General features: G+C 73.2%; 19 protein-coding genes and 1 pseudogene. 13 read left to right on the top strand and 7 right to left on the bottom strand.

Annotated features, from left to right (window positions below; genetic code table 11):
• Positions 1 to 37 precede the first annotated feature (37 nt).
• Together AB0K25_RS07235 and AB0K25_RS07230 are read left to right on the top strand one after the other, a co-directional pair.
• Positions 38 to 1,846 (top strand): molybdopterin-dependent oxidoreductase, encoded by a 1,809-nt coding sequence (locus AB0K25_RS07235; RefSeq protein ID WP_357535244.1) that lies wholly within the window; start codon positions 38 to 40, stop codon positions 1,844 to 1,846.
• 180 nt (positions 1,847 to 2,026) lie between these two features.
• On the top strand, positions 2,027 to 3,478 hold the full coding sequence (locus AB0K25_RS07230) for a non-reducing end alpha-L-arabinofuranosidase family hydrolase (protein ID WP_363819020.1): 1,452 nt from the start codon (positions 2,027 to 2,029) through the stop codon (positions 3,476 to 3,478).
• Between the two features lie 249 nt (positions 3,479 to 3,727).
• Here the strand turns inward: AB0K25_RS07230 and AB0K25_RS07225 are convergent, their stop codons facing one another.
• Positions 3,728 to 4,111 (bottom strand): WhiB family transcriptional regulator, encoded by a 384-nt coding sequence (locus AB0K25_RS07225; protein WP_208567956.1) that lies wholly within the window; start codon positions 4,109 to 4,111, stop codon positions 3,728 to 3,730.
• A 254-nt stretch (positions 4,112 to 4,365) separates the two neighbouring features.
• Here AB0K25_RS07225 and AB0K25_RS07220 point away from each other — a divergent pair, with 254 nt between their 5' ends.
• On the top strand, positions 4,366 to 5,190 hold the full coding sequence (locus AB0K25_RS07220) for a helix-turn-helix transcriptional regulator (RefSeq protein WP_357535240.1): 825 nt from the start codon (positions 4,366 to 4,368) through the stop codon (positions 5,188 to 5,190).
• Between the two features lie 102 nt (positions 5,191 to 5,292).
• Here the strand turns inward: AB0K25_RS07220 and AB0K25_RS07215 are convergent, their stop codons facing one another.
• Positions 5,293 to 5,706 carry a DUF5319 domain-containing protein gene (locus AB0K25_RS07215; RefSeq protein WP_208567958.1) on the bottom strand — a complete coding sequence of 138 codons (414 nt, stop codon included), beginning with the start codon at positions 5,704 to 5,706 and terminating at the stop codon, positions 5,293 to 5,295.
• Between the two features lie 195 nt (positions 5,707 to 5,901).
• Between AB0K25_RS07215 and guaB the strand changes: the two genes are divergently transcribed.
• From guaB to AB0K25_RS07200, 3 genes are all read left to right on the top strand, one after another.
• Entirely contained in the window at positions 5,902 to 7,464 is a 1,563-nt protein-coding gene (gene guaB, locus AB0K25_RS07210) for an IMP dehydrogenase (RefSeq protein ID WP_219464692.1), read from the top strand.
• Positions 7,465 to 7,493: 29 nt separating this feature from the next.
• Complete coding sequence (locus AB0K25_RS07205; RefSeq protein WP_208567960.1) at positions 7,494 to 8,612, top strand: GuaB3 family IMP dehydrogenase-related protein; 1,119 nt, start codon at positions 7,494 to 7,496, stop codon at positions 8,610 to 8,612.
• A gap of 233 nt (positions 8,613 to 8,845) precedes the next feature.
• Positions 8,846 to 10,294, top strand: coding sequence for a M1 family metallopeptidase (locus tag AB0K25_RS07200; RefSeq protein ID WP_357535238.1), 1,449 nt, complete (start codon positions 8,846 to 8,848; stop codon positions 10,292 to 10,294).
• Between the two features lie 39 nt (positions 10,295 to 10,333).
• On the opposite strand, the gene AB0K25_RS07195 is transcribed toward AB0K25_RS07200, so the two are convergent.
• Complete coding sequence (locus AB0K25_RS07195; protein ID WP_357535236.1) at positions 10,334 to 11,452, bottom strand: LCP family protein; 1,119 nt, start codon at positions 11,450 to 11,452, stop codon at positions 10,334 to 10,336.
• Positions 11,453 to 11,575: 123 nt separating this feature from the next.
• Between AB0K25_RS07195 and AB0K25_RS07190 the strand changes: the two genes are divergently transcribed.
• Both AB0K25_RS07190 and guaA read left to right on the top strand, forming a co-directional pair.
• Positions 11,576 to 13,285, top strand: a complete 1,710-nt coding sequence (locus AB0K25_RS07190) for a GMC family oxidoreductase (protein ID WP_363819014.1) — start codon at positions 11,576 to 11,578, stop codon at positions 13,283 to 13,285.
• Positions 13,286 to 13,353: 68 nt separating this feature from the next.
• On the top strand, positions 13,354 to 14,910 hold the full coding sequence (gene guaA / locus AB0K25_RS07185; RefSeq protein WP_219464686.1) for a glutamine-hydrolyzing GMP synthase: 1,557 nt from the start codon (positions 13,354 to 13,356) through the stop codon (positions 14,908 to 14,910).
• Positions 14,911 to 14,917: 7 nt separating this feature from the next.
• Here the strand turns inward: guaA and AB0K25_RS07180 are convergent, their stop codons facing one another.
• Positions 14,918 to 15,346, bottom strand: a complete 429-nt coding sequence (locus AB0K25_RS07180; RefSeq protein ID WP_357535231.1) for a PspC domain-containing protein — start codon at positions 15,344 to 15,346, stop codon at positions 14,918 to 14,920.
• A 144-nt stretch (positions 15,347 to 15,490) separates the two neighbouring features.
• Here AB0K25_RS07180 and AB0K25_RS07175 point away from each other — a divergent pair, with 144 nt between their 5' ends.
• The 3 genes from AB0K25_RS07175 to AB0K25_RS07165 all read left to right on the top strand — a co-directional run bounded on the left by AB0K25_RS07175 (position 15,491) and on the right by AB0K25_RS07165 (position 18,859).
• The gene (locus tag AB0K25_RS07175) at positions 15,491 to 16,441 is read left to right on the top strand and encodes an NUDIX hydrolase (protein ID WP_219464683.1); all 951 of its coding nucleotides are present in this window, start codon (positions 15,491 to 15,493) and stop codon (positions 16,439 to 16,441) included.
• 111 nt (positions 16,442 to 16,552) lie between these two features.
• Positions 16,553 to 17,581, top strand: a complete 1,029-nt coding sequence (locus tag AB0K25_RS07170; protein WP_357535228.1) for an NUDIX domain-containing protein — start codon at positions 16,553 to 16,555, stop codon at positions 17,579 to 17,581.
• A 348-nt stretch (positions 17,582 to 17,929) separates the two neighbouring features.
• Complete coding sequence (locus AB0K25_RS07165; protein ID WP_357535226.1) at positions 17,930 to 18,859, top strand: CDP-alcohol phosphatidyltransferase family protein; 930 nt, start codon at positions 17,930 to 17,932, stop codon at positions 18,857 to 18,859.
• Positions 18,860 to 18,923: 64 nt separating this feature from the next.
• Here AB0K25_RS07165 and AB0K25_RS07160 read toward each other — a convergent pair whose 3' ends face one another.
• The 3 genes and pseudogenes from AB0K25_RS07160 to AB0K25_RS07150 all read right to left on the bottom strand — a co-directional run bounded on the left by AB0K25_RS07160 (position 18,924) and on the right by AB0K25_RS07150 (position 22,321).
• Positions 18,924 to 20,171 carry a phosphatidylserine decarboxylase gene (locus AB0K25_RS07160; protein ID WP_357535224.1) on the bottom strand — a complete coding sequence of 416 codons (1,248 nt, stop codon included), beginning with the start codon at positions 20,169 to 20,171 and terminating at the stop codon, positions 18,924 to 18,926.
• A gap of 369 nt (positions 20,172 to 20,540) precedes the next feature.
• Positions 20,541 to 20,726, bottom strand: a pseudogene (locus AB0K25_RS07155) (hypothetical protein); the annotation flags it as partial.
• Positions 20,723 to 22,321, bottom strand: coding sequence for a PspC domain-containing protein (locus AB0K25_RS07150; protein WP_357535222.1), 1,599 nt, complete (start codon positions 22,319 to 22,321; stop codon positions 20,723 to 20,725). The pseudogene AB0K25_RS07155 and the gene AB0K25_RS07150, both read right to left, overlap by 4 nt.
• A 168-nt stretch (positions 22,322 to 22,489) precedes the next feature.
• Here AB0K25_RS07150 and AB0K25_RS07145 point away from each other — a divergent pair, with 168 nt between their 5' ends.
• Positions 22,490 to 23,755, top strand: coding sequence for an ATP-binding protein (locus tag AB0K25_RS07145; protein WP_219464680.1), 1,266 nt, complete (start codon positions 22,490 to 22,492; stop codon positions 23,753 to 23,755).
• Position 23,756: 1 nt separating this feature from the next.
• Entirely contained in the window at positions 23,757 to 24,443 is a 687-nt protein-coding gene (locus tag AB0K25_RS07140; protein ID WP_208567972.1) for a response regulator transcription factor, read from the top strand.
• Positions 24,444 to 24,550 lie beyond the last annotated feature (107 nt).

Here is a 24,550-nt window from a genome sequence, read left to right as displayed (position 1 = left end):
TTGGCGGCCGGCCCGGTCGATCGACGACACTGGCCGGATGAGCACCACCCCCCGCGGCTTCGCCGCACTGGCCGGGGTCACCGCCGCCGTGGTGGCCATCGGTGTCGCCGAGCCGGTCGCCGTCCTCACCGGCCCACGTTCCGCCCCGCTGATCGCGGTCGGCGGGGTGGTGGTCGACACGGTCCCCGAGCCGCTCAAGCAGTTCGCCATCGACGTCTTCGGCCGGTACGACAAGATCGCCCTGCTGGTGGGTACGGCGGTGCTGCTGGCGGCGTTCGCCGCCGGGATCGGTGTGCTCGCCGCGCGCCGGCTGGCCGTGGGGCTGTTGGGCATCACGGTGTTCGCCGGTCTCGGTGCCGCCGCCGCGCTCACTCGGGCCGGCGCGGACGCTGCCGACACCCTTCCGGCCCTGCTCGGCGGAGGGCTGGGTGCGCTGGTGCTCTGGGCGTTCGTGGCCGGCCCGTGGCAGCTCGACCCCTGGCCCTGGCAGCCACCCACCGCCCTGCCATCCACCGCCCTGCCATCCACCGCCCTGCCACCCACCGCGGCGGCTCACCCCGCGCCGGCTCCTTCCGGTGAGCCGGCTCCGTCCGTCGGGCCGTCCCCGGCGGCGGAGGTGTCCCCGTCCCCGGCCGCAGGGGGGCCCGCAGCCGTCGGGTCGTCCGCCACGTCGATGGGCGAGCCGACCCCGGGGCCTGCGGCGGAGCGGTCCGTCGGGTCGGGCGATCCCCCGGCCGCCGGGCCACCGGCCGGCTGGGAACCGTTGGAGTCGACCGACCCCGAGTCCCGGCGGCGGTTCCTGCGGGGGGCCGGCCTGCTGGCGGGCGCGGCGACCGTGGTGGGGCTGGGCGGGCATTGGCTCGCCGGGCGGCGGGGGGTCTCGGCGGCCCGGGAGGCGGTCGCGTTGCCCACCCCGTCGGCGGCGGCGCCTACGGTGCCGGCCGGCGCGGACCTGTCGCTGGCCCAGCTCGCCCCCTACACCACGCCGAACGGTGGCTTCTACCGGATCGACACGGCGCTGGTGGTGCCGCAGGTCGATCCGGAGACCTGGCGGTTGCGCATCCATGGCCGGGTACGCAAGCCGATCGAGCTGACCTTCGCCGAGCTGCTCGCCCGCCCGATGGTGGAGCGCTACGTCACCCTCGCCTGCGTCTCCAACGAGGTGGGCGGGGACCTGATCGGCAACGCCCGCTGGCTGGGCGTCCCGATCAGGGAACTGCTCGACGAGGCGGAACCGGAGGAGGGGGCCGACCAGGTGGTCGGCCGCTCGGTCGACGGCTGGACCTGCGGTACCCCGACGGCGGTGCTGCGCGACGGCCGGGACGCCCTGCTGGCGGTGGGGATGAACGGCGAGCCGCTGCCCGTCGAGCACGGGTTCCCGGTGCGGATGGTGGTGCCGGGCCTCTACGGGTACGTGTCGGCCTGCAAGTGGGTCACCGAGTTGGAGTTGACCAGCTTCGCCGACTTCGACGCGTACTGGGTGCCACGTGGCTGGTCGGCGCAGGGGCCGGTGAAGACCCAGTCGAGGATCGACACCCCCCGCCCGCGCAACCGGCTGACCGCCGGTGAGGTGGTGGTGGCCGGGGTGGCCTGGGCGCAGCACCGGGGGATCGCCCGGGTCGAGGTACGGGTGGACGGCGGCGCGTGGCAGGAGGCGACCCTCGCCCCGGCGGTGTCGGTGGACACCTGGGTGCAGTGGTCGTGGCGGTGGCCGGCGACCCCGGGTGAGCACACCCTCCAGGTGCGGGCGACCGACCGGGACGGCGAGACCCAGACCCCGCTGGCCGCCCCGGTGGCCCCGGACGGCGCCACCGGTTGGCACAGTGTCACAGTCACCGTCCGCTGATTCCGCACCACCTCTCGGTCATCAGCCACGATCGATGTGTTGATTACTGGAAAATCCTCCGCGGTGTCGAGGGTTGAGGCTGTGGGAGCGCTCCCGTAACATCCCTGATGCGACTGTTAACGTTCACCTAACAACGACCACCACCAATGTGCACGTTCCGTCCCGTCAGGAGGGTGTTTTATGTCCAGATCCAGATCGGCCAATGTCGGCCTGATCTCGGCCGGTGTCGCGTTGCTGGCGTCGGCATCGATCGTCACCGCGTTGCCCGCAGGCGCGGCGGCGGCGGGATGCTCGGTGAACTACGCCGTCTCCTCGGAGTGGGGTGGCGGCTTCGGGGCCAACGTCGCCATCACCAACCTGGGTGACGCGCTGAGCAGTTGGACGCTGACCTGGTCCTTCGCCTCCGGGCAGTCGGTGACCCAGGCGTGGAACGCGACCGTGACGCAGAGCGGCTCGGCGGTGACCGCCAAGAACGTCAGCTACAACGGCGCGATCCCGACCAACGGCTCGGTGTCGTTCGGTTTCAACGGCGCGTGGACGTCCAGCAACCCCGTCCCGACGAGCTTCGCGCTCAACGGGGTGGCCTGCAACGGTGGCCCGAACCCGACCACCCCGCCGCCGACCACCCCGCCCCCCACGACCCCGCCGCCGACCACGCCGCCTCCCACGACCCCGCCGCCGACCACGCCTCCGCCGACCACCCCGCCGCCGGGCAACTGCTCCCTGCCGACGTCCTACCGCTGGTCGTCGACCGGCCCGCTGGCGCAGCCGAAGTCCGGCTGGGCGTCACTCAAGGACTTCACCATCGCCCCCTACCAGGGCAAGCAGTTGGTGTACGCCACCACCCACAGCAGCAGCGCCACCGGCGGCTGGGGTTCGATGAACTTCGGCCTGGTCGACAACCTCAACCAGCTCGGCTCGGCCAGCCAGAACACCATGAGCCAGAGCACCGTCGCGCCGTCGCTGTTCTACTTCGCGCCGAAGAACATCTGGATCCTCGCCCACCAGTGGGGCCCGACGTCGTTCTCGTACCGCACGTCGACCAACCCGGCCAACGCCAACGGCTGGTCGGCCGCGCAGACCCTGTCGACCGCGAAGATCACCGACTCCGGCACCGGCGTGATCGACCAGACGATCATCGGCGACGACCAGAACATGTACCTGTTCTTCGCCGGTGACAACGGCAAGATCTACCGCCAGATCATGCCGATCGGGAACTTCCCGGGCAGCTTCGGCTCCAGCTACACGACGATCATGAGCGACACCTCGGAGAACATCTTCGAGGCACCGCAGGTCTACAAGGTCGCGGGCCGCAACCAGTACCTGATGATCATCGAGGCCAGGACCAGCGGCTGGGAGCGCTACTTCCGCTCGTTCACGGCGACCAGCCTGAGCGGCACCTGGACGCCGAACGCGACGACCTACAACAACCCGTTCGCGGGCAAGACCAACAGCGGTGCCACCTGGACCAACGACATCAGTCACGGTGAACTGCTGCGCACCAGCGCGGACCAGACGAACACGATCGACCCGTGCAACTTGCAGCTGCTGTACCAGGGCCGCGCCACGAACTCGGGCGGTGACTACGGCCTCCTGCCGTACCGGCCGGGTCTGCTGACCCTGCAGCGCTGACGGTGTGATGCAGGTGGGACCCCGCTGTTCCTGACTCCCGCGACCGGCGGCGTACGCCGCACCGGGTGAGCCGTAGGACGGCTCGGAGCGGGATCGGGTGGAATGAGGGGGCGGGTCCGGCGATGCCGGGCCCGCCCCGCTCTTCGTGCATGTCGGCCGGCCCGGCCCGGCGTCGGGACCAGGGGCCGGGGAAACGACGAGGCCGCGCTCCGGAGATCGGAGTGCGGCCTCGTCGAGGTGTGGGGTCGGTCAGGCGATCTTGTGCTGGGCCGGTACGGCGGTCTTGTGCGGAGCGCCGAGGCGGGCCTCCATCCGGGCGATGTCCACCCGGGTCTGCCGGCGGTCGGCCAGGTCCTCCCAGCCGAGGGCGAGCAGCCGCAGCCGCTCCGACTCGCTGAGCCCACCCCAGACGCCGTACGGTTCGCGGACCGCCAGGGCGTGCGCCGCGCACTCGGCGCGTACCGGGCAGGCCTGGCAGACGGACTTGGCGCCGGACTCCCGGCGCAGCCGCGAAGAACCGCGCTCGCCGTCCGGGTGGAAGAACTGGGCGCTGTCGCGGCCCCGGCAGGCACCGAGACGCTGCCAGTCCCACAGGTCGACGATGGGTCCGGGCAGTCTGCGTACGTTCGACATCAGCACCCCTCCTCCCGCGCGGCACCGCGGAGATCCTCGTTGAACCGGTGTCCGGGCTGTGGTCCGCGCTGCGTACCGCCTTCCGGCCTGGAGCATCGGTACCCGAACCCGCGTCGACTCACACGTGATGAGATCGAAAACCCGAGCCGGCTGCGGCCTATGACCCAAATGTCGGAAAAGTTCGGAGGATTGCCCGGAACCTCCTCCCCGGTGGACCCCGTCATGGTCTGCTCGTGTCCGGAGAGGAGACCACCGTGCGTACCGTTCTCGTATGCGTCCGGACACCGGCCGCCGCGCAGCAGTTGACCAATGCGGCGTCGCGACTCGGCCTGGCCGCGGTCGTCCGGACGGCCGTCTCCGATCCCGAGGTGATGCTGCGCCTCGCCGAACGCCCGGTCGACGTGGTGCTCGCCGACACGGCGCTCACCCGGCCGGACAGCGCCGGTTTCGTCCGCCGGGTGCTGGCCCGCGCACCGCATGCCGCGGTGCTGCTGCTCGGCGTCGAGGAGTCGGAGGCCGCAGCGGCCACCATCAGCGCCGGGGCGCGCGGCCTGATCCAGGGTGCCGACCACGACCTGACCAGCGCGGTGGCCAAGGCACTGCTGCTGCTCTCCGCACCCGGCCGGCCCGCCCGGCACCGGGTCGCCGACCCCGCCCGGGATACCGCGGCGGTCGGTGCACCACCCCGACCCACCACCGGCCGTACGCCGACGGCGGGCTGGTCGCAGGCGGCGGCCGAGGGGCCGCCCGGAGCGCCGTCGGTGGTGCCCGTGCAGCGTGGTGACGACGAGGTCGACGAGGAACCGGAGACCGGCCCGGTCGAGGCGGGCCCGGCCGGTGGGGTATCCCGGCCGGCCCCCGGCGCGCGCGGCGGGCGGACCTCGGTCGGGCTGACCGAGCGTGAACTCCAGGTGCTGCTCGGCATGGCCGAGGGTAAGAGCAACGCGGAGATCGGCCGGGAGTTGTTCGTCTCGGAGGACACCGTCAAGACCCATGCCCGACGGCTGTTCCGCAAGCTCGGTGCCCGGGACCGGGCGCACGCGGTGGCCGCCGGCTTCCGCGCCGGCCTGGTCGCCTGAGCGCTGCATCGGCCTGGTCGTCAGACCGTCGTGTCGCCTGGGCGTCGTACCGGCCTGGTCGTCAGAGTGCCGGCCTGGGTGCCTGGGCGTCTGTCGTGCCGGTCAGTCGTCCGGGTCGGGGTCGTCGTCGCCGGTGGACTCGGTCAGGGTGTCGTGCACCCCGTCGGCGTAGCCACGGGCGTAGTCCCAGGTGACGTAGTGGTCCGGGTCGGGGTCGTAGGCCGGCTCGTGCACCCGGGGGCGGCCCGAGCTGAGCAGGTGCCGCAGGTTGCCCCGGAGCAGGTCCCAGTCGAAGTAGTGCGGCTCGCGGCAGTCCTCGCACTCGATGACCAACCCGCGCACGCCGATCGGGGCCAGCAGGGCCTGGTAGATCTCCAGGTCGGCGAGGTCTTCCAGCACGTCCTGCCGCTCGACCTCGGTCAGCGGGTCGAGCGGGGCGTCGTCGCCCGGATCGTCCAGCCCCGCAGCCGGATCGGCCGGGTCGCCGTTGAACGGGTCGATGGGCTCGTCGTGCACCCCCTCACCGTAGACCCAACCCTCGCCGCACGCGCCCCCCGGCGGTCGCTGTGGCCTCGCCGACGCCGGCCGGTCGCCGACGAGGGCCGCCCAGCTCAGTGGGTACGATGAGACGACTCGCCGTCACCCCGGCGTGCGCCGGTGCCGCGCGCGCCGCCTCGCTGAATCCCGTCCGAGCAGCTCAGGGGAGCAATCGTGGAGAATTCGCCCAGCACCGATCTTCCGGCCGGCGTCGACAGCGGCGAGTGGGGCGGCCACCTGCCGGAGCTGCCCGCCGGGTCGGCGCGGGTGGTGCCGCTCGGGCTGACCTTCGACGACGTGCTGCTCCAGCCGGGCGAGTCGGACGTGGTGCCCAGTCGGGTGAACACCCGCACCCGGCTCACCCGCAACGTCGAGTTGACCATCCCGCTGCTGTCCAGCGCGATGGACACCGTCACCGAGGCCCGGATGGCGATCGCCATGGCCCGGCAGGGCGGCATCGGCGTGCTGCACCGCAATCTGTCCCTGGAGGACCAGGCGCTCCAGGTCGACCTGGTCAAGCGCTCCGAGTCCGGCATGATCACCAACCCGGTGACGGCCAGCCCCGAGGACACCCTGCGCGAGGTCGACGAGCTGTGCGGTCGCTACCGCATCTCCGGCGTCCCGGTGGTCGACGGCGACGGTCAGCTGGTCGGCATCGTCACCAACCGGGACATGCGCTTCGTCTCCGACCCGGCCACCCCGGTCCACGCGATCATGACCCGGACGCCGCTGGTCACCGCCCCGGTCGGGGTGAGCAAGGACGACGCGCTGGCGCTGCTGCGCCAGCACAAGGTCGAGAAGCTGCCGATCGTGGACGAGTCGGGGCGGCTGCGCGGCCTGATCACCGTGAAGGACTTCACCAAGAGCGAGCAGTACCCGGAGGCCACCAAGGACGACGCCGGCCGGCTGCGGGTCGCCGCCGCCATCGGGGTCGGCGAGGACGCCTACAAGCGGGCCCGCACCCTGGTCGACGCGGGCGTCGACGTGCTGATCGTGGACACCGCGCACGGTCACCAGCGGGCCGTGCTGGACATGGTCCGCCGGCTCAAGGCCGACGTCACGATCGACATCGTGGGCGGCAACGTGGCCACGTACGCCGGGGCGAAGGCCCTGGTCGACGCCGGTGCCGACGGCGTCAAGGTGGGTGTCGGCCCGGGGGCCATCTGCACCACCCGGATCGTCGCCGGGGTCGGCGTGCCGCAGGTGACCGCGATCATGGAGGCGGCCCGCGCCGCCCGTCCGGCCGGCGTCCCGGTGATCGGCGACGGTGGCATCCAGTATTCCGGCGACATCGCCAAGGCCCTGGTGGCCGGTGCCGACTCGGTGATGCTCGGCAGCCTGCTGGCCGGCTGTGAGGAGAGCCCCGGCGAGCTGATCTTCGTCAACGGCAAGCAGTTCAAGGCGTACCGGGGGATGGGGTCACTGGGCGCGATGCAGTCCCGGGGCCAGGCCAAGTCGTACAGCAAGGACCGCTACTTCCAGCAGGACGTGCTCAGCGACGACAAGCTGGTCCCGGAGGGCGTGGAGGGTCAGGTGCCCTACCGGGGGCCGCTGTCCCGGGTGGCCCACCAGTTGGTCGGTGGGCTGCGGCTGGCGATGGGGTACGCCGGTGCGGAGAACATCCCCGACCTGCACCACCGGGGCCAGCTCATCCGGATCACCGCGGCCGGGCTCAAGGAGAGCCACCCGCACGACATCCAGATGACCGTCGAAGCCCCCAACTACCACACCCGCTGACCCACCACCCCAACCACCTGGAGTCCCTCATGCGTGACGTGGTCGAGATCGGGCTGGGCAAGACCGCGCAGCGCGGTTACCACCTGGACGACATCGCCATCGTGCCCAGCCGCCGGACCAGGGACGTCGACGACGTCTCCACCGGCTGGCAGCTCGACGCCTACCAGTTCGACATCCCCTGTGTCGGCCACCCGTCGGACGCCACCATGAGCCCCGCCTCGGCGGTCCGGCTCGGTCAGCTCGGCGGCCTGGGCGTGCTCAACGTCGAGGGCCTGTGGACCCGGTACGAGAACCCGGCCAAGGTCCTGGAGGAGCTGGCCGGTCTGGGGGAGGACGCCCGGGCCACCAAGCGGCTCCAGGAGGTCTACGCCGAGCCGATCCGCCCCGACCTGATCGCCGAGCGGGTCCGTGAGCTGCGGGCCGGTGGCAGCACGGTGGCCGTCCGGGTCTCCCCGCAGCACACCCTGGCGTTGGCCCCGGTGATCCTGGACGCGGGCGTCGACATCCTGGTCATCCAGGGCACCATCGTCTCGGCCGAGCACGTCTCGACCACCGACGAGCCGCTGAACCTCAAGGAGTTCATCGCCGACCTCGACCTTCCGGTGGTCGTGGGCGGTTGCACCGACTACAAGACGGCGCTGCACCTGATGCGTACCGGTGCGGCCGGGGTGATCGTCGGCATCGGCGGCGACGACTGGTCGACCAGCGAGTCGGTGCTCGGCATCCGGGTGCCGATGGCCACCGCGATCGCCGACGCCGCCGCGGCCCGCCGCGACTACCTCGACGAGACCGGTGGACGCTACGTGCACCTCATCGCCGACGGTGACATGCAGACCTCCGGCGACATCGCCAAGGCGCTCGGCTGCGGCGCGGACGCGGTGATGCTCGGTGAGCCGCTGTCGCTGTGCGAGGAGGCCCCGGCCGGCGGGGCGTGGTGGCACTCGGCGGCCAGCCACCCGTCGCTGCCGCGCGGTGCCTTCGAGGTGGCAGGTGAGCCGCTCGGCTCGATGGAGCGGCTGCTCTTCGGCCCGGCCGACGAGCCGGACGGCCAGCTCAACCTCTTCGGCGGGCTGCGTCGGGCGATGGCCAAGTGCGGCTACCGCGACCTCAAGGAGTTCCAGAAGGTCGGCCTGGTCCTCGACCGCTGACCCGCCAGGCACGACGGCCGGCCGGCCCCGGTGTGGGCCGGCCGTCGCGGCCCGTCTCGCCGTCGGGGCCGCCGTTCGACCCCGCCGGCCGGTCCTGCCCGGGTCTGCCGTTCGGCCCTGCCGTGGGGCCGCCGACCCGCCCTGCCGTCGGTCCGTCGTTCGGCGCACACGGGGTCGGCCCGCTCGGTAGGCTGCGCGCACGGCGGGGCGGCGAACGGGGGACGAAGGTGGCCATGAGCCGGAACCGGCGCGGCCTCGCGCTGCTGGTGACCGTGGCGCTCGCCCTGGCCGGCTGCACTGCCGGCCCGAAACCCCGGGAGTCCCGGTCCGCCCCGACCCCCGGTGCGACCCCGAGCGTGACCCCCGGCCCGGCCGGCGTCGGCGACCCCTACTTCCCGACCGCCGGCAACAGCGGTTACGACGTCGAGCGGTACACCCTGAAGGTCCGCTACGACCCCGCCGGCGACGAGTTGCGCGGCACCACCACCGTGCGGGCCAGGGCCACCGCCGACCTGCCCCTGTTCCACCTCGACCTGGCCGGCCTGACGGTCCGTCGGGTCACCGTGGACGGCACCCCGGCCCGGCACGCCCGCGAGGGAGCCGAGCTGGTGGTCACTCCGGCCACGCCGGTCCGGTCCGGGGCGGCGTTCACCGTCGAGGTCGGCTACGACGGGCAGCCGGTGCCGCTGCCCAACGAGACGATCGGCGAGGGGGGCTGGCTGCACACCGCCGACGGGGCGATCGCGCTCGGCCAGCCCGAGTCGGCGAGCAGCTGGTTCCCGGTCAACGACCACCCTTCCGACAAGGCTGCCTACGACTTCGAGATCACCGTGCCCAAGGGGCTGGTCGCGGTCGCCAACGGGGTGCCGCAGGGGCAACGCCCGGCGGCGGGTGGCTGGACCACCTGGCGCTGGTCCGAGGCGACCCCGATGGCGAGTTACCTGAGCACGGTGGTGATCGGGAAGTACCGCACCAGCACCGGCGAACACCGGGGCCGGCCGGTGTTCAGCGCGGTCGCCGCCAGTCTGCCCCGGGGTGCCGCCGACGAGTCGATCGCCGGCACCCTGGCGGTCGCCGACTACCTGGAGACCGTCTTCGGGCCGTACCCGTTCGGGGCGTACGGCGGGGTGGTGGTCGACGAGCCCCGGATCAGGTACGCGTTGGAGACGCAGAGCCGGCCGGTCTACTCGGCCAACTTCTTCCGCACCGGCGAGAACACCGGGGTGGTCGCCCACGAGATCGCCCACCAGTGGTTCGGCGACAGCGTCTCGGTGGCCCGCTGGGAGGACATCTGGCTCAACGAGGGGCTCGCCACGTACGCCGAGTGGCTCTGGGCCGAACACCAGGGCCGGGAGACCGCACAGGCCGCCTTCGAGCAGCAGTACGCCGCGTCCGACGACCAGGTCTGGCGGGTGCCGCCGGCCGCGCCCGGGGTGACCAACCTGTTCAGCGAGTCGGTCTACCAGCGGGGCGGGATGACCGTGCACGCGTTGCGGGTGACGATCGGCGACGAGGCGTTCTTCCGGCTACTGAAGACCTGGGCGGCGGAGAAGCGCAACGGCAACGCCACCACCGTCGAGTTCGTGGCGACCGCCGAGCGGGTCAGCGGGCAGCAGCTCGACGACCTCTTCGTCACCTGGCTGTACGGCACCGAACGCCCCGCGACCCCCACCCGCCGCTGACCGGCTGCGGCCGGGTCGGCCCGCCCGACCCGCACCAGGTCAGTTCTTCACCCGCAGCTCGGGGTGGGCGTCGAGGTAGGTTTCGGCCTTGCCGGCCTTGAGCGCGGGCAGGAAGCCCTTGCCGACGCTGGTGAGCTGCTCACCCCGGTAGCTGCTGCCCTTGCCCACCCCGTCGCCGGGCAGCCCGACCAGGGTGATCCGGTCGGCGCTCATCCCACCCAGCGCGTACGCCAGGTCGACGATGCGCGGGCCGCCGGCATAGACCAGGGTGTCGCCGAGCGCCGCCACCACCTGGTCCACCCGGTCGGGTTCCCGGGCCAGGTTCTCGCTGAGGATCTTGGCGGCCAGCGCCCGGAGGAGTTGCTGCTGGTGCCGCTGCCGGGCGTAGTCGCCGCCGGTGATGTACCGCTGCCGGGCGTAGTCCAGCGCCTGCCAGCCGTTGAGGTGCCGCTCGCCCTTCTCGTAGACCATCTGCGGGCCGGTGTAGCCGCCCCCACCGGGGGCCGGGTCGCGGTACTTGCCGTCCGGTCGGCGATGCAGGGAGGGGACCCGCTGGTCGACGTAGAGGTCCACCCCGCCGAGGGTGTCGACCAGCCGGTCGAAGCCGTTGAAGGTGATCACCGCACCGGCGTCGAAGCGCAGCCCGGTGTACCCGGCGACGGTGCTGCGCAGCAGCTCGTACCCCTGGGCGGCGCTCGGGTTCTTGGGCTTGCCCGGCACCCGGCTGCCGTAGCTCATGGCATGGGTGAGCTTGGTCCGGCCGCCCTGGTAGCCCGACTTGGGGAACGCCGGGATGTCGACCACCAGGTCGCGGGGGAGCGAGAAGAGGTACGCCCGGTCCAGCCCGGCCGGCACGTGCAGGATCAGCACCGAGTCGCCGTGCGGTTCCCAGCCGGGCACGCTGACCCGGGTGTCCACCCCGACCAGCAGCAGGTTGAGCGGGCCGGTGATGGCCGCGCCGGGGGGCGGGGTCGGGCTGGGGGTGGGGCTCGGTGTGGGGCTGGCGGTCGTGGCGACCGGCCCCGCCGTACGCCGTGGCCCGTCGTCGCGGACCTGCCGGGTCACCACCAGGGCGACCACCGCCACCAGTACGACACCGACCAGGGCGGCCAGCCCCCACACCCATCGTGGGCGTCCCGTTCCGGTTTCCTGAGTCATCGCTCGCCACCCCCGTCTGCACAACGCGTCGACCGGCCCCCCGGGTTGCGGTCGGCGACGGTCAGCATGATCGCGCGAAATCCGGCACTGGCGCGATGGCTACCCGCCGGTAATGATGCGTTCATGCGGTACGACGTGCTCGTCATCGGCTCCGGCTTCGGCGGCAGCGTCACCGCGCTGCGGCTGGCCGAGAAGGGCTACACCGTCGGGGTGCTGGAGGCGGGCCGGCGGTTCGCCGACGACGAGTTCCCGCAGACCTCCTGGCGGCTGCGCCGGTTCCTCTGGGCACCCCGGCTCGGCTGCTACGGGCTGCAACGGCTCACCCTGCTCCGCCCGGCCGACCGGAAGCACGGCGGCGGTGTGCTGGTGCTCTCCGGCGCCGGGGTGGGCGGCGGCTCCCTGGTCTACGCGAACACCCTCTACCAGCCGCCGGACGCCTTCTACACCGACCCGCAGTGGCGCGACGTCACCGACTGGCGGGCCGAACTCGCCCCCCACTACGACCAGGCCGCCCGGATGCTCGGGGTCACCACGTACCCCCGGCACACCGGCGCGGACCGGGCGATGCGGGCGGTGGCCGAGCGGATGGGGGTGGGGCACACCTTCGGGCCCACCCCGGTGGGGGTGCACCTCGGCCACCCCGGTCGACGCGTGGCGGACCCGTACTTCGGCGGGGCCGGCCCGGAGCGCACCGGCTGCACGCACTGCGGTTCGTGCATGACCGGCTGCCGGCACGGTGCCAAGAACACCCTGGTCAAGAACTACCTGTGGCTGGCCGAACGGCTCGGCGCGCGGGTCCACCCGCTGACGACGGTCACCGCCGTCCAGCCGGCCGCCGACGGCGGCTACCGGGTGCACACCGTACGGACCGGCGCCTGGCTGCGCCGCCGTCGCCAGGTGTTCCGGGCCGACCAGGTGGTCTTCGCGGCCGGTGCGCTCGGCACCCAACGGCTGCTGCACGAGATGAAGCAGACCGGTGTGCTGCCCCGCCTGTCGGACCGCCTCGGCGAGCTGACCCGCACCAACTCGGAGGCGATCCTCGGCGCGTCGGTCGGCCGGCGGCAGGCCCGGCTGCGGGGGCTGGACTTCACCGACGGGGTGGCGATCACCAGCTCGTTCCACCCCGACCCGCAGACCCACGTCGAGCCGGTCCGCTACGGCCGGGGCGCCAACGCGATGGGGCTGCTCCAGTCGCTGCTGGTCGACGGTGGCCCGCACCGGCTCCGGCGTTGGCTGGTCGGCCTGGCCCGGCATCCGGGGCAGGCCGTCCGGATGCTCTCGGTGCGGCACTGGTCCGAGCGGACGGTCATCGCGTTGGTGATGCAGTCGGTCGACAACTCGCTGACCACCCGCTGGCGGCGGGGGTGGCTGGGCCAGCGGCGGCTGGTCTCCGGGCCGGGGCACGGCACCCCGAACCCGACCTGGATCCCGGCCGGCAACCGGGCCGCCCGACTGCTCGCCGAGGAGATCGGCGGCACCCCCGGCGGGGCGCTCACCGAACCGTTCGACATCCCGATGACCGCGCACATCCTCGGCGGTGCGGTGATCGGGGTCAGCCCGGCCGACGGGGTGATCGACCCGTGGCACCGGGTGCACGGCCATCCGGGACTGCACGTGGTCGACGGGGCAGCGGTCTCGGCGAACCTCGGGGTGAACCCGTCGCTGACGATCACCGCGCAGGCGGAGCGGGCCATGTCGTACTGGCCGAACAAGGGCGAACCGGACCCACGGCCGCCGCTCGGGTCGGCGTACACCCGGGTGGGTGTGGTGGCACCGCGGCACCCGGCGGTCCCGGCGGACGCCCCCGGCGCGCTGCGTCACGGGCCGCGCTGACCGGGTGCGGCACGCCCGGGGGCGGCCCGTGCCCGGGGCGGGTGTGACTGTCGGTAGGCTTTGCGCACATGAGCACGCCTCGCCCAGTCCTCGTGGTGGACTTCGGAGCCCAGTACGCCCAGCTCATCGCGCGCCGGGTGCGCGAGGCGAAGGTCTACTCGGAGATCGTCCCGCACTCCATGCCGGTCGTCGAGATGCTGGCGAAGGACCCGGCCGCGATCATCCTGTCCGGCGGCCCGTCCAGTGTCTACGCCCCGGACGCCCCGCAGATCGACGCCGGGCTGTTCGACGCGGGCGTGCCGGTCTTCGGCATCTGCTACGGCTTCCAGGCGATGGCCCAGGCGCTCGGCGGCACGGTCGCCCGGACCGGCAACCGGGAGTACGGCGGCACCCCGCTGCGTCCCCGGCTGCTCGACCCGGGTGTGCTGCTGCGGGACCTGCCGGCGGACCTGCCGGTCTGGATGAGCCACGGTGACGCGGTGACCGAGGCCCCCGCCGGGTTCACGGTGACCGCCGAGTCGGCCGGGGCCCCGGTCGCCGCCTTCGAGGACCTGGCCGGTCGGCGGGCCGGTGTGCAGTTCCACCCGGAGGTGGGGCACACCGCGCAGGGGCAGGAGATGCTCCGCCGCTTCCTCTACGACATCGCCGGCATCGCGCCAACCTGGACCCCGCAGAACATCATCGACGAGCAGGTGGCCCGGATCCGGGCCCAGGTCGGCGACAAGGAGGTCATCTGCGGCCTGTCCGGCGGGGTGGACTCGGCGGTCGCCGCCGCGCTGGTCCACGAGGCGGTGGGGGACCAGCTCACCTGCGTCTTCGTCGACCACGGCCTGCTGCGCGCCGGTGAGGCCGAGCAGGTGGAGAAGGACTACGTGGCGGCCACCGGCATCAAGCTGAAGGTGGTCGACGCGGCCGACCGGTTCCTCGGCGCGTTGGCCGGGGTGACCGACCCGGAGCAGAAGCGGAAGATCATCGGCCGGGAGTTCATCCGGGTCTTCGAGGCCGCCGCCCGGGAGATCGCCGCCCACGGCGACGTCGAGTTCCTGGTGCAGGGCACCCTCTACCCGGACGTGGTCGAGTCCGGTGGCGGCACCGGCACCGCCAACATCAAGAGCCACCACAACGTCGGCGGCCTGCCGGAGGATCTGAAGTTCGCCCTGGTCGAGCCGCTGCGCACGCTGTTCAAGGACGAGGTCCGGGCGCTCGGGCTCCAGCTGGGTCTGCCCGAGGCGATGGTGTGGCGGCACCCGTTCCCGGGGCCGGGGCTGGCCATCCGGATCATCGGCGCGGTCGACCGCGAGCGCCTCGACCTGCTGCGCCACGCCGACCTGATCGCCCGGGAGGAGCTGACGGCCGCCGGCCTGGACCGGGGTGTCTGGCAGTTCCCGGTGGTGCTCCTGGCCGACGTGCGCAGCGTCGGGGTGCAGGGTGACGGGCGCAGCTACGGGCATCCCGTGGTGCTGCGCCCGGTCTCCAGCGAGGACGCGATGACCGCCGACTGGTCCCGGCTGCCCTACGAGGTGGTGGCCCGGATCTCCACCCGGATCACCAACGAGGTCGCCGAGGTCAACCGGGTGGTCCTGGACGTGACCAGCAAGCCGCCGGGCACCATCGAGTGGGAGTGAGCCGGGCTCAGCCGGCCGTCGGCGGGGTCGTCGGCGGCTGCGGCCCGACCGCCGGCCCGCCCGGCTGAGGCCCGGCGGTCGGACCGTCCCGCTGCGGCCAGGTGGTCGGCCCGCCCGGCTGGGGTCCGGTGGTCGGGGCCGTCGGCTGCGGCCAGGTGGTCGCAGCCGTCGTCGCCGGCTGCGCCGCCGGGTCCGTCGGGTGCGGCCAGGCCGGTGCGCCGGCCGGCTCCTCGGGCATCAGGAACCACATGACCGGGTACGCCAGCGCGGCCAGACCGCCGGTGACCAGGGTCGCCACCGCGAACAACACCCGGACCAGGGTGGGGTCGACGGCGAAGTAGCGGCCGAGACCGCTGGCGACGCCGGCCACCATCCGGTCGGTGGTCGGCCGGCGGAGCTGCTTGTACGGGGCGTGAGGGGTGCTCGTCGAAGTCATGTCTCCACGGTCCGCGCCGACCACCCCGACGACCTCGGTGACTGCCCCGATCCCTACCCTGATCGATCCCCGAGAGGCCAGCCCTGAGTCAGGAATCCGACTCTTTTCCGCACTGGTAACGCGACCCGGGGAGAATTTGGCCCCGTGACCACCTTGCTGGAGCCGCTCCGCAGGATCGCGGCATATGCAGTCTGTGCTGATTCAGTCGGCCGAGTGTTACTGGTCCGCGCATCGGAGCGCTCCGGCACCCCCGGCGTATGGTCCCTGCCCGGCGGGGCGGTCGACCACGGCGAGGACCCGAACCACACCGTCGTCCGGGAGACCGCCGCCGAGACCGGTCTCTCGGTCGCCGTCGCCGGCCTGGCGGACGTGCTGGCCGACATGCGCGCGCTGCCCGAGCGCCGCATCACCATCCACACCGACCGCCTGATCTACCAGGTGTCGGTGCGCGGCGGCACCCTCACCGACCGGGTCGACCGCTCCACCGACCTGGCCCGTTGGTACACCCTCGACGAGGCACGGGAGCTGCCGCTGCGGGCCTTCACCGCCCGTGCCCTCGGGCTGCCGGCGTCCTCCGCCGACGTGGTCCCCGACGAGGCCCCCGAGTTCCCCTCCTTCTACGCCGTCCCCGGCCCGGACGGGCTGCACCGGGCGCAGCGCTTCGCCGCGTACGCGGTGGCCACCGACCCGGCGGGTCGGGTGCTGCTCACCCGGGTCTCCGACGGCTACCCGGGCGCGGGCTGCTGGCACCTGCCCGGCGGCGGCACCGACTACGGCGAGCAGCCGGGCGCGGCGCTGATCCGGGAACTGGTCGAGGAGACCGGGCAGACGGGGCGACTGGTCGAGCTGCTCGGGGTGGCCAGCCACCGCGACGCCGCCTCGCTCGGCCCGGAGGGCTACCCGATCGACTGGCACGGCGTGCGGGCCTTCTACCGGGTGATGGTCGACCAGCCCGCCCCGCCCACCGTCACCGACGTGGGCGGCTCCACCTGCGAGGCCCGCTGGTTCGGCCGCGAGGAGTTGGGCGCCCTGCCCACCGACCGGCTCACCGAGGTCACCGCCGAGGCGGTCCAGGCCGCCCGCCTCACCGCCTGACCGGCTGCGCCCGTCGCACCGGCCGGACAGGCCGGTGCGACGGCACCCACCCCGCTCGGGCGACCGCTAGCCTCATGATCGACGGGGCGGAACGCGGGCGGGGGAGTACACGTGCAGGAGCGACGACGGATCGCGGCGTACGGCTGGTGTGCGGACGACACCGGCCGGGTGCTGCTGGTGCGCGGGGCCGCAGCCGATCCGGCACCGGGGCTCTGGCGGCTGCCCGGTGGGGGTGTGGCGCACGCGGAGCATCCGGCCGACACGGTGGTCCGCCGGTTCACCGGGGAGACCGGGCTGGGCGTCGCCGTCGGCGGGTTGCGCGCCGCCGTCGCCGATCTGTCCACCCGCCGCCTCGGCGCGGTCGAGGTGCCGGTGCACACCGACCGGTTGGTGTTCCACGTCACGGTCCTCGATGGTCAGCCGTCGCACGGTGACCAAACGACCGCCGACGGTCCCGCCGAACTGGCCTGGTGCACTCCGCAGCAGGCCGCCACGCTGCCGCTGATGCCGTTCACCGCCGAACTGTTCGGCCTGCCCGCCCGGCCCGCCGCCGGACCGCCTGGACCGCCTGGACCGCCACCACCTCCGCCCGCCGCCGGACCGCCGACCGGGCCAGCCCCGTCGGATTCACCGGCCGGGTCGGAGTCGGCGGAAGAGGCGGGGTCGGCGGAAGTAACGTCCGCCGGGGTGGAGCCCACTGCTGACCGACGGCAGCGGTTCGCCGCGTACGGGCTGGTCACCGACCCCGACGGACGGGTGCTGCTCACGATGATCGCGCCCGGCTATCCGGGTGCCGGTCTGTGGCACCTGCCCGGTGGCGGCACCGATCACGGTGAGCAACCGGTTGACGGTCTGTTACGGGAGTTGGTGGAGGAGTCGGGTCAGCGGGGCCGGATCGACCGGCTGATGCTGGCCGACAATCTGCACAATCCGGTCGCGCTGGGCCCGGAAGGGCGTCCGTTGGACTGGCACGGGGTGCGGGTGATCTATCGGGTGCTGGTCGACGAGCCCACCGATCCAGTGGTCACCGAGGCGGCCGGCGGATCGACGCAGGCTGCCGCCTGGTTCACGTCTGCCCAGCTCAGCGGCCTGGCGATGACCGACGTCGCGGAGTTGGCCACCGGGCGGACGGTCGGATGACGGTCGCTCGACGAGCCGACTGTGGGGTGCTCCGGTAAAGTCGGCACTGCGGTTGGCGAAGAAAACGGGCGATGAAGCCCGAGATGGGAATAAGCGAGCGGTTTGCGCGGTTAAGAGTAGTTACCAGTACCGCCGGCAGCTATCGCCAACCACCACGCCGCTGTGCAATGGTGTACTCCGCTCGAACGGCTGCCGGGCCAAGAGCGGTCCGGCACGAGACAGCCGGACACCCGCCCACACGGGCGGCCAGCCGATCCGGTGATGGAGGAAAACGTGCCGAGAGCCCCATGGCGCCGGCGTCGTACGACTGACAGTCCGCGCCCCGCAGGGCGTCGCTGGGCGGGCCGGTTGCGCCGCAGCAGCACATTCGCCCGCCAGGTGCTGCTGGTCCGGGTGGGTCGCCGGGATGGCGACCAGCTCAACGGCACCGACCTGGTTCTTCCCGAGCACCGCGTCGACCGGCAGCGTCGCCGTTACGGTTTCGACCGTCGCGGGGTCACCCTCGACCGTACCGAGATCGCGGCGGTCGCCCCGGTCAGCCCGGCCCTCAGCCCCGCCGCGCCGGTCGACGAGTCGCCCGCGATGGCGATCCCGCTGCTCCCCGGCGCGCGTACCCCCGCCCGCCGGATGAAGTTCGCGCTGGTCAACGCCTGCACCCTGGCCAGCCTGGTGCTCGGCATCAACGCCATCTTCGTCGCCATGAACGGCCAGACCCGGATCGCAGCACTCCTGCTGATCGCCTGCGTCATCTTCGACGGCCTCGACGGCGCGCTCGCCCGCAAGTTCGGCGTGGCCAGCCCGTTCGGTGCCCAGATGGACTCGCTGGCCGACATGTGCTCGTTCGGCCTCGCCGCCCCGGTGGTGGTCTACGCCGCACTGGCCGGATCGGCCCCCACCGCCGCCGCGGCGGTCGCGGCCGCCCTCGTCGCGTCCTGCGCCGCGATCCGGCTCGCCCGGTTCAACGTCTCGCCCAAGGACGGCCGGTTCTTCTGCGGTGTGCCCACCACGATGGCGGCGGCGGTGCTCGCCCTCACCGTGGCCATCGGGCTGCCGCTGCCGGCGAGCGTGCAGATCGGCGGGGTGGCGCTGCTGGCCTTCGCGATGGTCTCCAGCTTCCCGTACGCCAAGCTGGCCCGGCTGGTGAAACTGCCGCCGTGGCTGTGGCTGGCCCCGGCCGTCGGCGCGCTTGTCGACATCCGGCTCACCTTCGCCCTCGTGGTGGTGGGCTACCTGGTCAGCGGTCCGCTGCTCTGGCTGCACCAGCGCCGCACCGCCTGACCCGTCCGCAGCTACACGACAGGGGCGCCGCGACCGCGGCGCCCCTGTTCGCGTTCGTGTCGACTCAGCTCCAGCGGGCGATGACCGAGGAACCGCCGACCACCTTGTCGCCGGGGCCGACCAGCGGGGTGGCGGCGTCGGCCGGCAGGTAGACGTCGGTACGGGAGCCGAAACGGATCAGCCCGAACCGCTCCCCCCGGGCCAGCAGCGCCCCCACCGGTGCCCGCTGCACGATCCGGCGGGCGATCAGCCCGGTCCGCTGCGCCACCACCACCGTGCCGTGCGCGGTGTCCAGCACCGTGTAGGCGGCGACGTTGTGCTCGGCGTCCGGCTTCATGGCGTTGACGAAGCCGCCGTCGGCGACGAAGTAGTCGACCACCTTGCCCGCCACGGGGGAGCGGTTGACGTGCACGTCCAGCACCGACAGGAAGACCGCGATCCGCAGCCACTCACCGTCGCCGAACCGTTCGTCGTGCAGCCGCTGCACCGACAGCACCTGACCGTCGGCGGCGGCGACCACCGCGGACGGGTCCTCCGGCACGTCCCGCTGCGGGTCCCGGAAGAACGCGGCCACCGGGGCGGCGGCCAGTGCCGGCACCAGCCACAGCTTCGACTTCGGCCGGACGACCCGGGCGACGGCGGCCAGGCCGAGCGCGATGCCGGCCGCGGTGACCCCGTTCGAGTCGATGTGCATGCCCCGGGTCAGCGGCACGCTCGACGGCCGGTACGCCGGGGCCAGTTGGGCGGCCGAGGCGGCGGCGGCCGGGGTGAACCGCAGGTGGTGCACCCGTACCGGCGGGGAGTTACGCAGCACCAGGTCGGTGCGGACGCCGTGCAGCACCCCGATCCGGTCCAGTTCGGCGGCGGCCCCGTCGGTGCGGAACACCGGTGCGGCGACGCTGAGCACCGCGCCGTCGGTCAGGTACTTGGTGAGCCCGTCGACGACGTCGCGGGTCTCCTCGTCGGTGCCGGTGAACGGCTCGGCGGCGATGACCAGCTCGGCGGCGTCCGCCTCGGCGAGGGAGTCGACCACCCGGACCCGGTCGGCGACCCAGCGGCCCTGGACCGTCACGTGCTCACGCAGCGTGGCGGCGTCGGTCGTCGCGGCCGGCACGACGGTCAACGTGTCGCCCGGCAGCAGCGCGTCGATCGCCTCGGCGAGGGCCGCGGCCCCGGGGGCCGCACCCACCAGCAGGGCTGCCTTCGGGTCGTTGCGTCGGGCGAGTTCGGCGACGAGGGTACGGGCGGCACGCTCGCCGATGCGGACCGGACCGGATGGACCGGAGGGGCGCACGGCGGGGAACTGGGTCATGTCGGGCGGACTCCTGACGGGTAGAGACGGACGTCGCGGCGGGACCGCCTCGGACGCCCGGACGAGGCGCATCCGGGCCGGTGCCGGGGCACCTGGTGCGCAGGCACCGGCGGAGCCCGACGACGTGGCGCGTGCCGGCGGAGGCGGGATCTCCCCGGCCAGCATACGAGCCGTCGGACGCCGCCCGCACCGGTGCGGTCAGCTGGGCGCCCCGGGTGGGCCGGTGACCGGGGGGTCCACCAGGTCGCCGGACGGCCGCCGAGAAGCGTCCTGGTCGTCGGACCGGGCCGCCGGTTCGTGCTCGGGTCGGTGGTCCGAGCCGTGCTGTCGGCCCGGCTCGCCGTCGGCCGGCGGGACCAGGCGGTCCGGGGTGCGGGCCGAGCGCACCGCCCCGACCAGCCCGAGCACTCCGATGAGCACCAGCGCGCCGGCCAGGAACCAGCCCACCGCGGGCAGGGCCAGCCCGAGGATCTGGGCGAGCAGCCACCAGAGGGAGAGCCCGACGAAGAGCAGCCCGAAGACGAACGACACCAGATCGGTGCGATGGCCCTTCACCGGATCACCTCCAGATTGCCCGCGTTGACGTGGACGGTGAGCCGCAGCGTGCCGCCGCCGGCCCCGTCCAGCCCCAGATCGGTGACCTGGCGTCCCTGCCCGTCCAACCCGGAGCTGCTCTTCCCGAAGACGGTGGCCTCCCCGGCCTTGACGTTCGTCACGGCCGTGACGTCCACGTTCGGCGGCACCACGATGGTGGCCTCCCCGAAGTTGACCACCACGGTCAGGTCGGTGTCCCGCTTGTCGAAGTCCACCGCACGCAGGTCCAGGGTCGCGTCACCGAAGCTGTTCTCGTAGCGGTCGGCCAGCTCCTGGTAACTGGTCGGGGCCCAGGTGACCGCCCCGTCGACACCCCGAACCCGGTCGTAGGACTCGGCGACCGTGGCGACACCGAGAGCGGCGGCGGCGACCAGGCCGAGGGCGATCAGCCAGCGGGCCCGGCCGAACCAGGTGCCGACCAGCAGCCCGAACCCGATGGTGGCGAGCACCGCCGCGAAGTAGCCGGCGGCGCCGATCGGGAAGACGTCCAGCAGGTCCAGGATGGCGACCACGCCGAGGGCCAGGAAGATCAGCGAGAAGGTCGCGGCACCCAGCGCCGACCGTTCCTTCGGTTTCTTCGGCGGTTTGACCCGGGGTGCGGGCGGCGGCGGTGGGGGAGGGCCCCCGGCGTACGGGCCGTGGGGCGCGAACGGCGGCCGGTAGCCCGTACCGGTGGGTGGGACGGTCACCGGCGCGGTGGCGGGCACACCGGTCAGCGGTGGCCGGGGCGGCCAGGCCGGTGCCTCCGCCCGGGTCGCCGCCAGCTCCATCGGCGCGGCCGGTGGCCAGGCCGGAAGCGGTGCGGTACGGGTCTGCGCCGGCCAGCCGGCCGGTTCGCCGGTGCGGGCCGCCGGCCACCCCGCGGGTTGCCCGCCACGATCCGACGGGAACGGGGATGCCGGCGGGGCGGGCGCCACCGGGGCGAAGGGGGCCGGCCAGCCGACCGGGGGGACCGGTCCGGGCGGGGCGGCCGGGCCGGGCTGTGGACCGGCGGCGGCCGGCACGCCGGGGCGGCTCTCCCGGTTGAGCAGCAGCGCACCACCGATGAGGATGGCCGCGCCCAGCAGCACCGCCCGGAACGCGTCGGTGACGATGTAACCGAAGCCCACCGCGACCGTGATGGTCAGCAGGATCACGGTGATCGGGGACATGCTCGACCGGCCCCGACCCAGCATCGACTCCAGCGGCGAGGCGCTGTCCCCCTCACCCGGGATGATCAGCCAGGCGGCCACGTAGACCAGGATGCCGACCCCGCCGAAGAACCCGAGCACCGCGAGGAGCACCCGCCACAGCACCGGGTCGGTGTTGGTGGCCCGGCCGATGGCCGCGCAGACCCCGGCCAGGTAGCGGCCGTCACGGGGCCGGACCAGGCCGTACCGTGAGGTGAAGCTGGCACCTCCGGACGGCGGGGGATACCCCCCGGGCGGGTTCGGCGCGTCGTCGCCCCCCGTGGGCGACGTGGGCGCCGGGGGCGGCCCGGCGGCGGAGCCGGGCGGCGGCATACCACCCGGTGCGGCCACCTGAGGGTACGGCGGCGGGGCAGGGTCCTCGGTCATGACTCGATCCTGCGGCGTCGCCGGGCCGAGTCGCCTCCGGAACCGACCCTGACCCCACCCTGAGATCCCGGTGGGCGGATGTCCGGGGCGTCCCCGTGGTCGGCACCGTCTCCCCCGTGTGACGATCGGAGCGGCACCGCACTCCGGGGTGTCCGTCCGCCACCCACCGTGACCTGGGAGCCTCCGATCAGCGTCGTGACCCCGCCGCCGCGCCTCTACCGGGCGCCCGAGCACCGGCTGGCCGCCGGTGTGGCCGCCGGCATCGCCGACCATCTCGGCATCTCGGTGCTGCGGGTACGCGTCGCCTTCATGGTGCTGCTCGGGCTCAGCGGACTGGGGCTGCTGCTGTACGCGGCGTTCTGGGCGGTGGTGCCGCTGCGGCCGGGTGACACCGCGACCCCGCCCCGGCGGGACCCCGGGCAGTTGCTGCCGTTCGTGGCGATCGGCCTCGGTGTGCTGCTGGTCCAGGTGCTGGTCTTCGACTCGGTCGGCGCGGCGGGCACCGCCGGTTGGCTGGTGGCGATCATCGCGGTCGGTGCCGGGGTGATCTGGCACCAGTCCGCGCCGGAGCGCCGCCGGCAGTGGAGCGGGTCGATGCCGGTGCCGTGGCTCGGCGCGGTGGTGGAGGAGAGCGACCGGCGGGCCTTCGTGCTCCGCTTCGCCGGGGGCGCGGTACTGGTCGCCGTGGGCATCATCGGTGTGGCGGCGGTCTACTCGCCGGTGCAGAACCTCGACGCGGTGGTCAACGGGGTGATCTTCGCGTTGGTCGGGCTGGTCGGCGTCGGGGTGGTGGCCGCCCCGGTGCTGTGGCGTACGTGGAACCAGCTCCGCTCGGAGCGGGAGGGGCGCATCCGCGAGCAGGAGCGTGCCGAACTGGCCGCCATGGTGCACGACCAGGTGCTGCACACCCTGGCCCTGATCCAGCGCAACGCCAGCGACGTCAAGACGGTGCAGCGGCTCGCCCGGGGCCAGGAGCGGTCGTTGCGCAACTGGCTCTACAAGCCGACCGCCTCGCCGACCGAACGGTTCGCGGCAGCGCTCGAACAGGCCGCCGCCGAGGTGGAGGACACCTTCGCGATCACCGTCGAGGCGGTGGTGGTGGGTGACCGGGAGACCGACGAACGGGTCGGGGCGCTGGTGGCGGCGGCCCGGGAGGCGCTGGTCAACGCGGCCCGCCATGCCGGGGTGCAGACGGTGTCGCTCTACGCCGAGGTCGAGCCGGAGCAGGTGAGCGTCTTCGTCCGGGACCGGGGCAAGGGATTCGACCCGGATACGGTGGAGGATCACCGGCACGGCGTCCGAGGGTCGATCATCGGGCGGATGAAGCGGCACGGTGGCCGGGCGGAGATCCGTTCCGAGCCCGGGGAGGGGACGGAGGTCCGGTTGATGCTGCCGATCACCGGCACCGGCTCCACGGCGGAAAGGGACAGCTGAGATGGCGGAGCAGTCGATGGAACCGGGTTCGGACGCCCCGACCCGGGTGGAGCGTTTGCGGGTCTTCCTGGTCGACGACCACGCCATGTTCCGGGCCGGGGTCCGGGCCGAGCTGGGCGCACACGTCGAGGTGGTCGGGGAGGCGAGCACGGTGGCCGAGGCGGTCGCCCGGATCGCCGCGACCGGGCCGGAAGTGGTGCTGCTCGACGTGCACATGCCCGACGGTGGGGGTCGGGCGGTGCTGGAGGCGATGCGCCGTAGCCACCCGCAGGTGAAGTTCCTGGCGCTGAGCGTGTCCGACGCCGCCGAGGACGTGATCGGGCTGATCCGGGCGGGTGCCCGGGGCTACGTGACCAAGACCATCTCCCCGGACGAGCTGACCGACGCGATCCGCCGGGTGGCCGACGGGGACGCCGTGTTCAGCCCCCGGCTGGCCGGGTTCGTGCTGGACGCCTTCGCGGCCCGGCCGGACGCCCCGGTCGCCGACCCCGAGCTGGACCAGCTCACCAACCGCGAGCGCGAGGTGCTGCGCCTACTCGCCCGGGGGTACGCGTACAAGGAGATCGCCAAGGAGCTGTTCATCTCGATCAAGACGGTCGAGACGCACGTGTCGAACGTGCTGCGCAAGCTCCAGATGTCCAACCGGTACGAGTTGTCCCGCTGGGCGGCGGACCGACGACTCGTCTGAGACCTCCCATTCCGGGAGCATCGCCCCAGGGCTGACAAGAGATCAATTCGTGTCGCATAATGCCCCGTCGCCTTCGCGCGTGCGGGTGGTGTCACGACCCCGCCCGG

This window comes from Micromonospora sp. NPDC049257, from assembly GCF_040678915.1.
In the GTDB taxonomy this organism is placed as follows: domain Bacteria; phylum Actinomycetota; class Actinomycetes; order Mycobacteriales; family Micromonosporaceae; genus Micromonospora; species Micromonospora antibiotica.
Note: the sequence above shows the minus strand (reverse complement) of the source record. Positions and strands in the feature narration are given on the sequence as shown.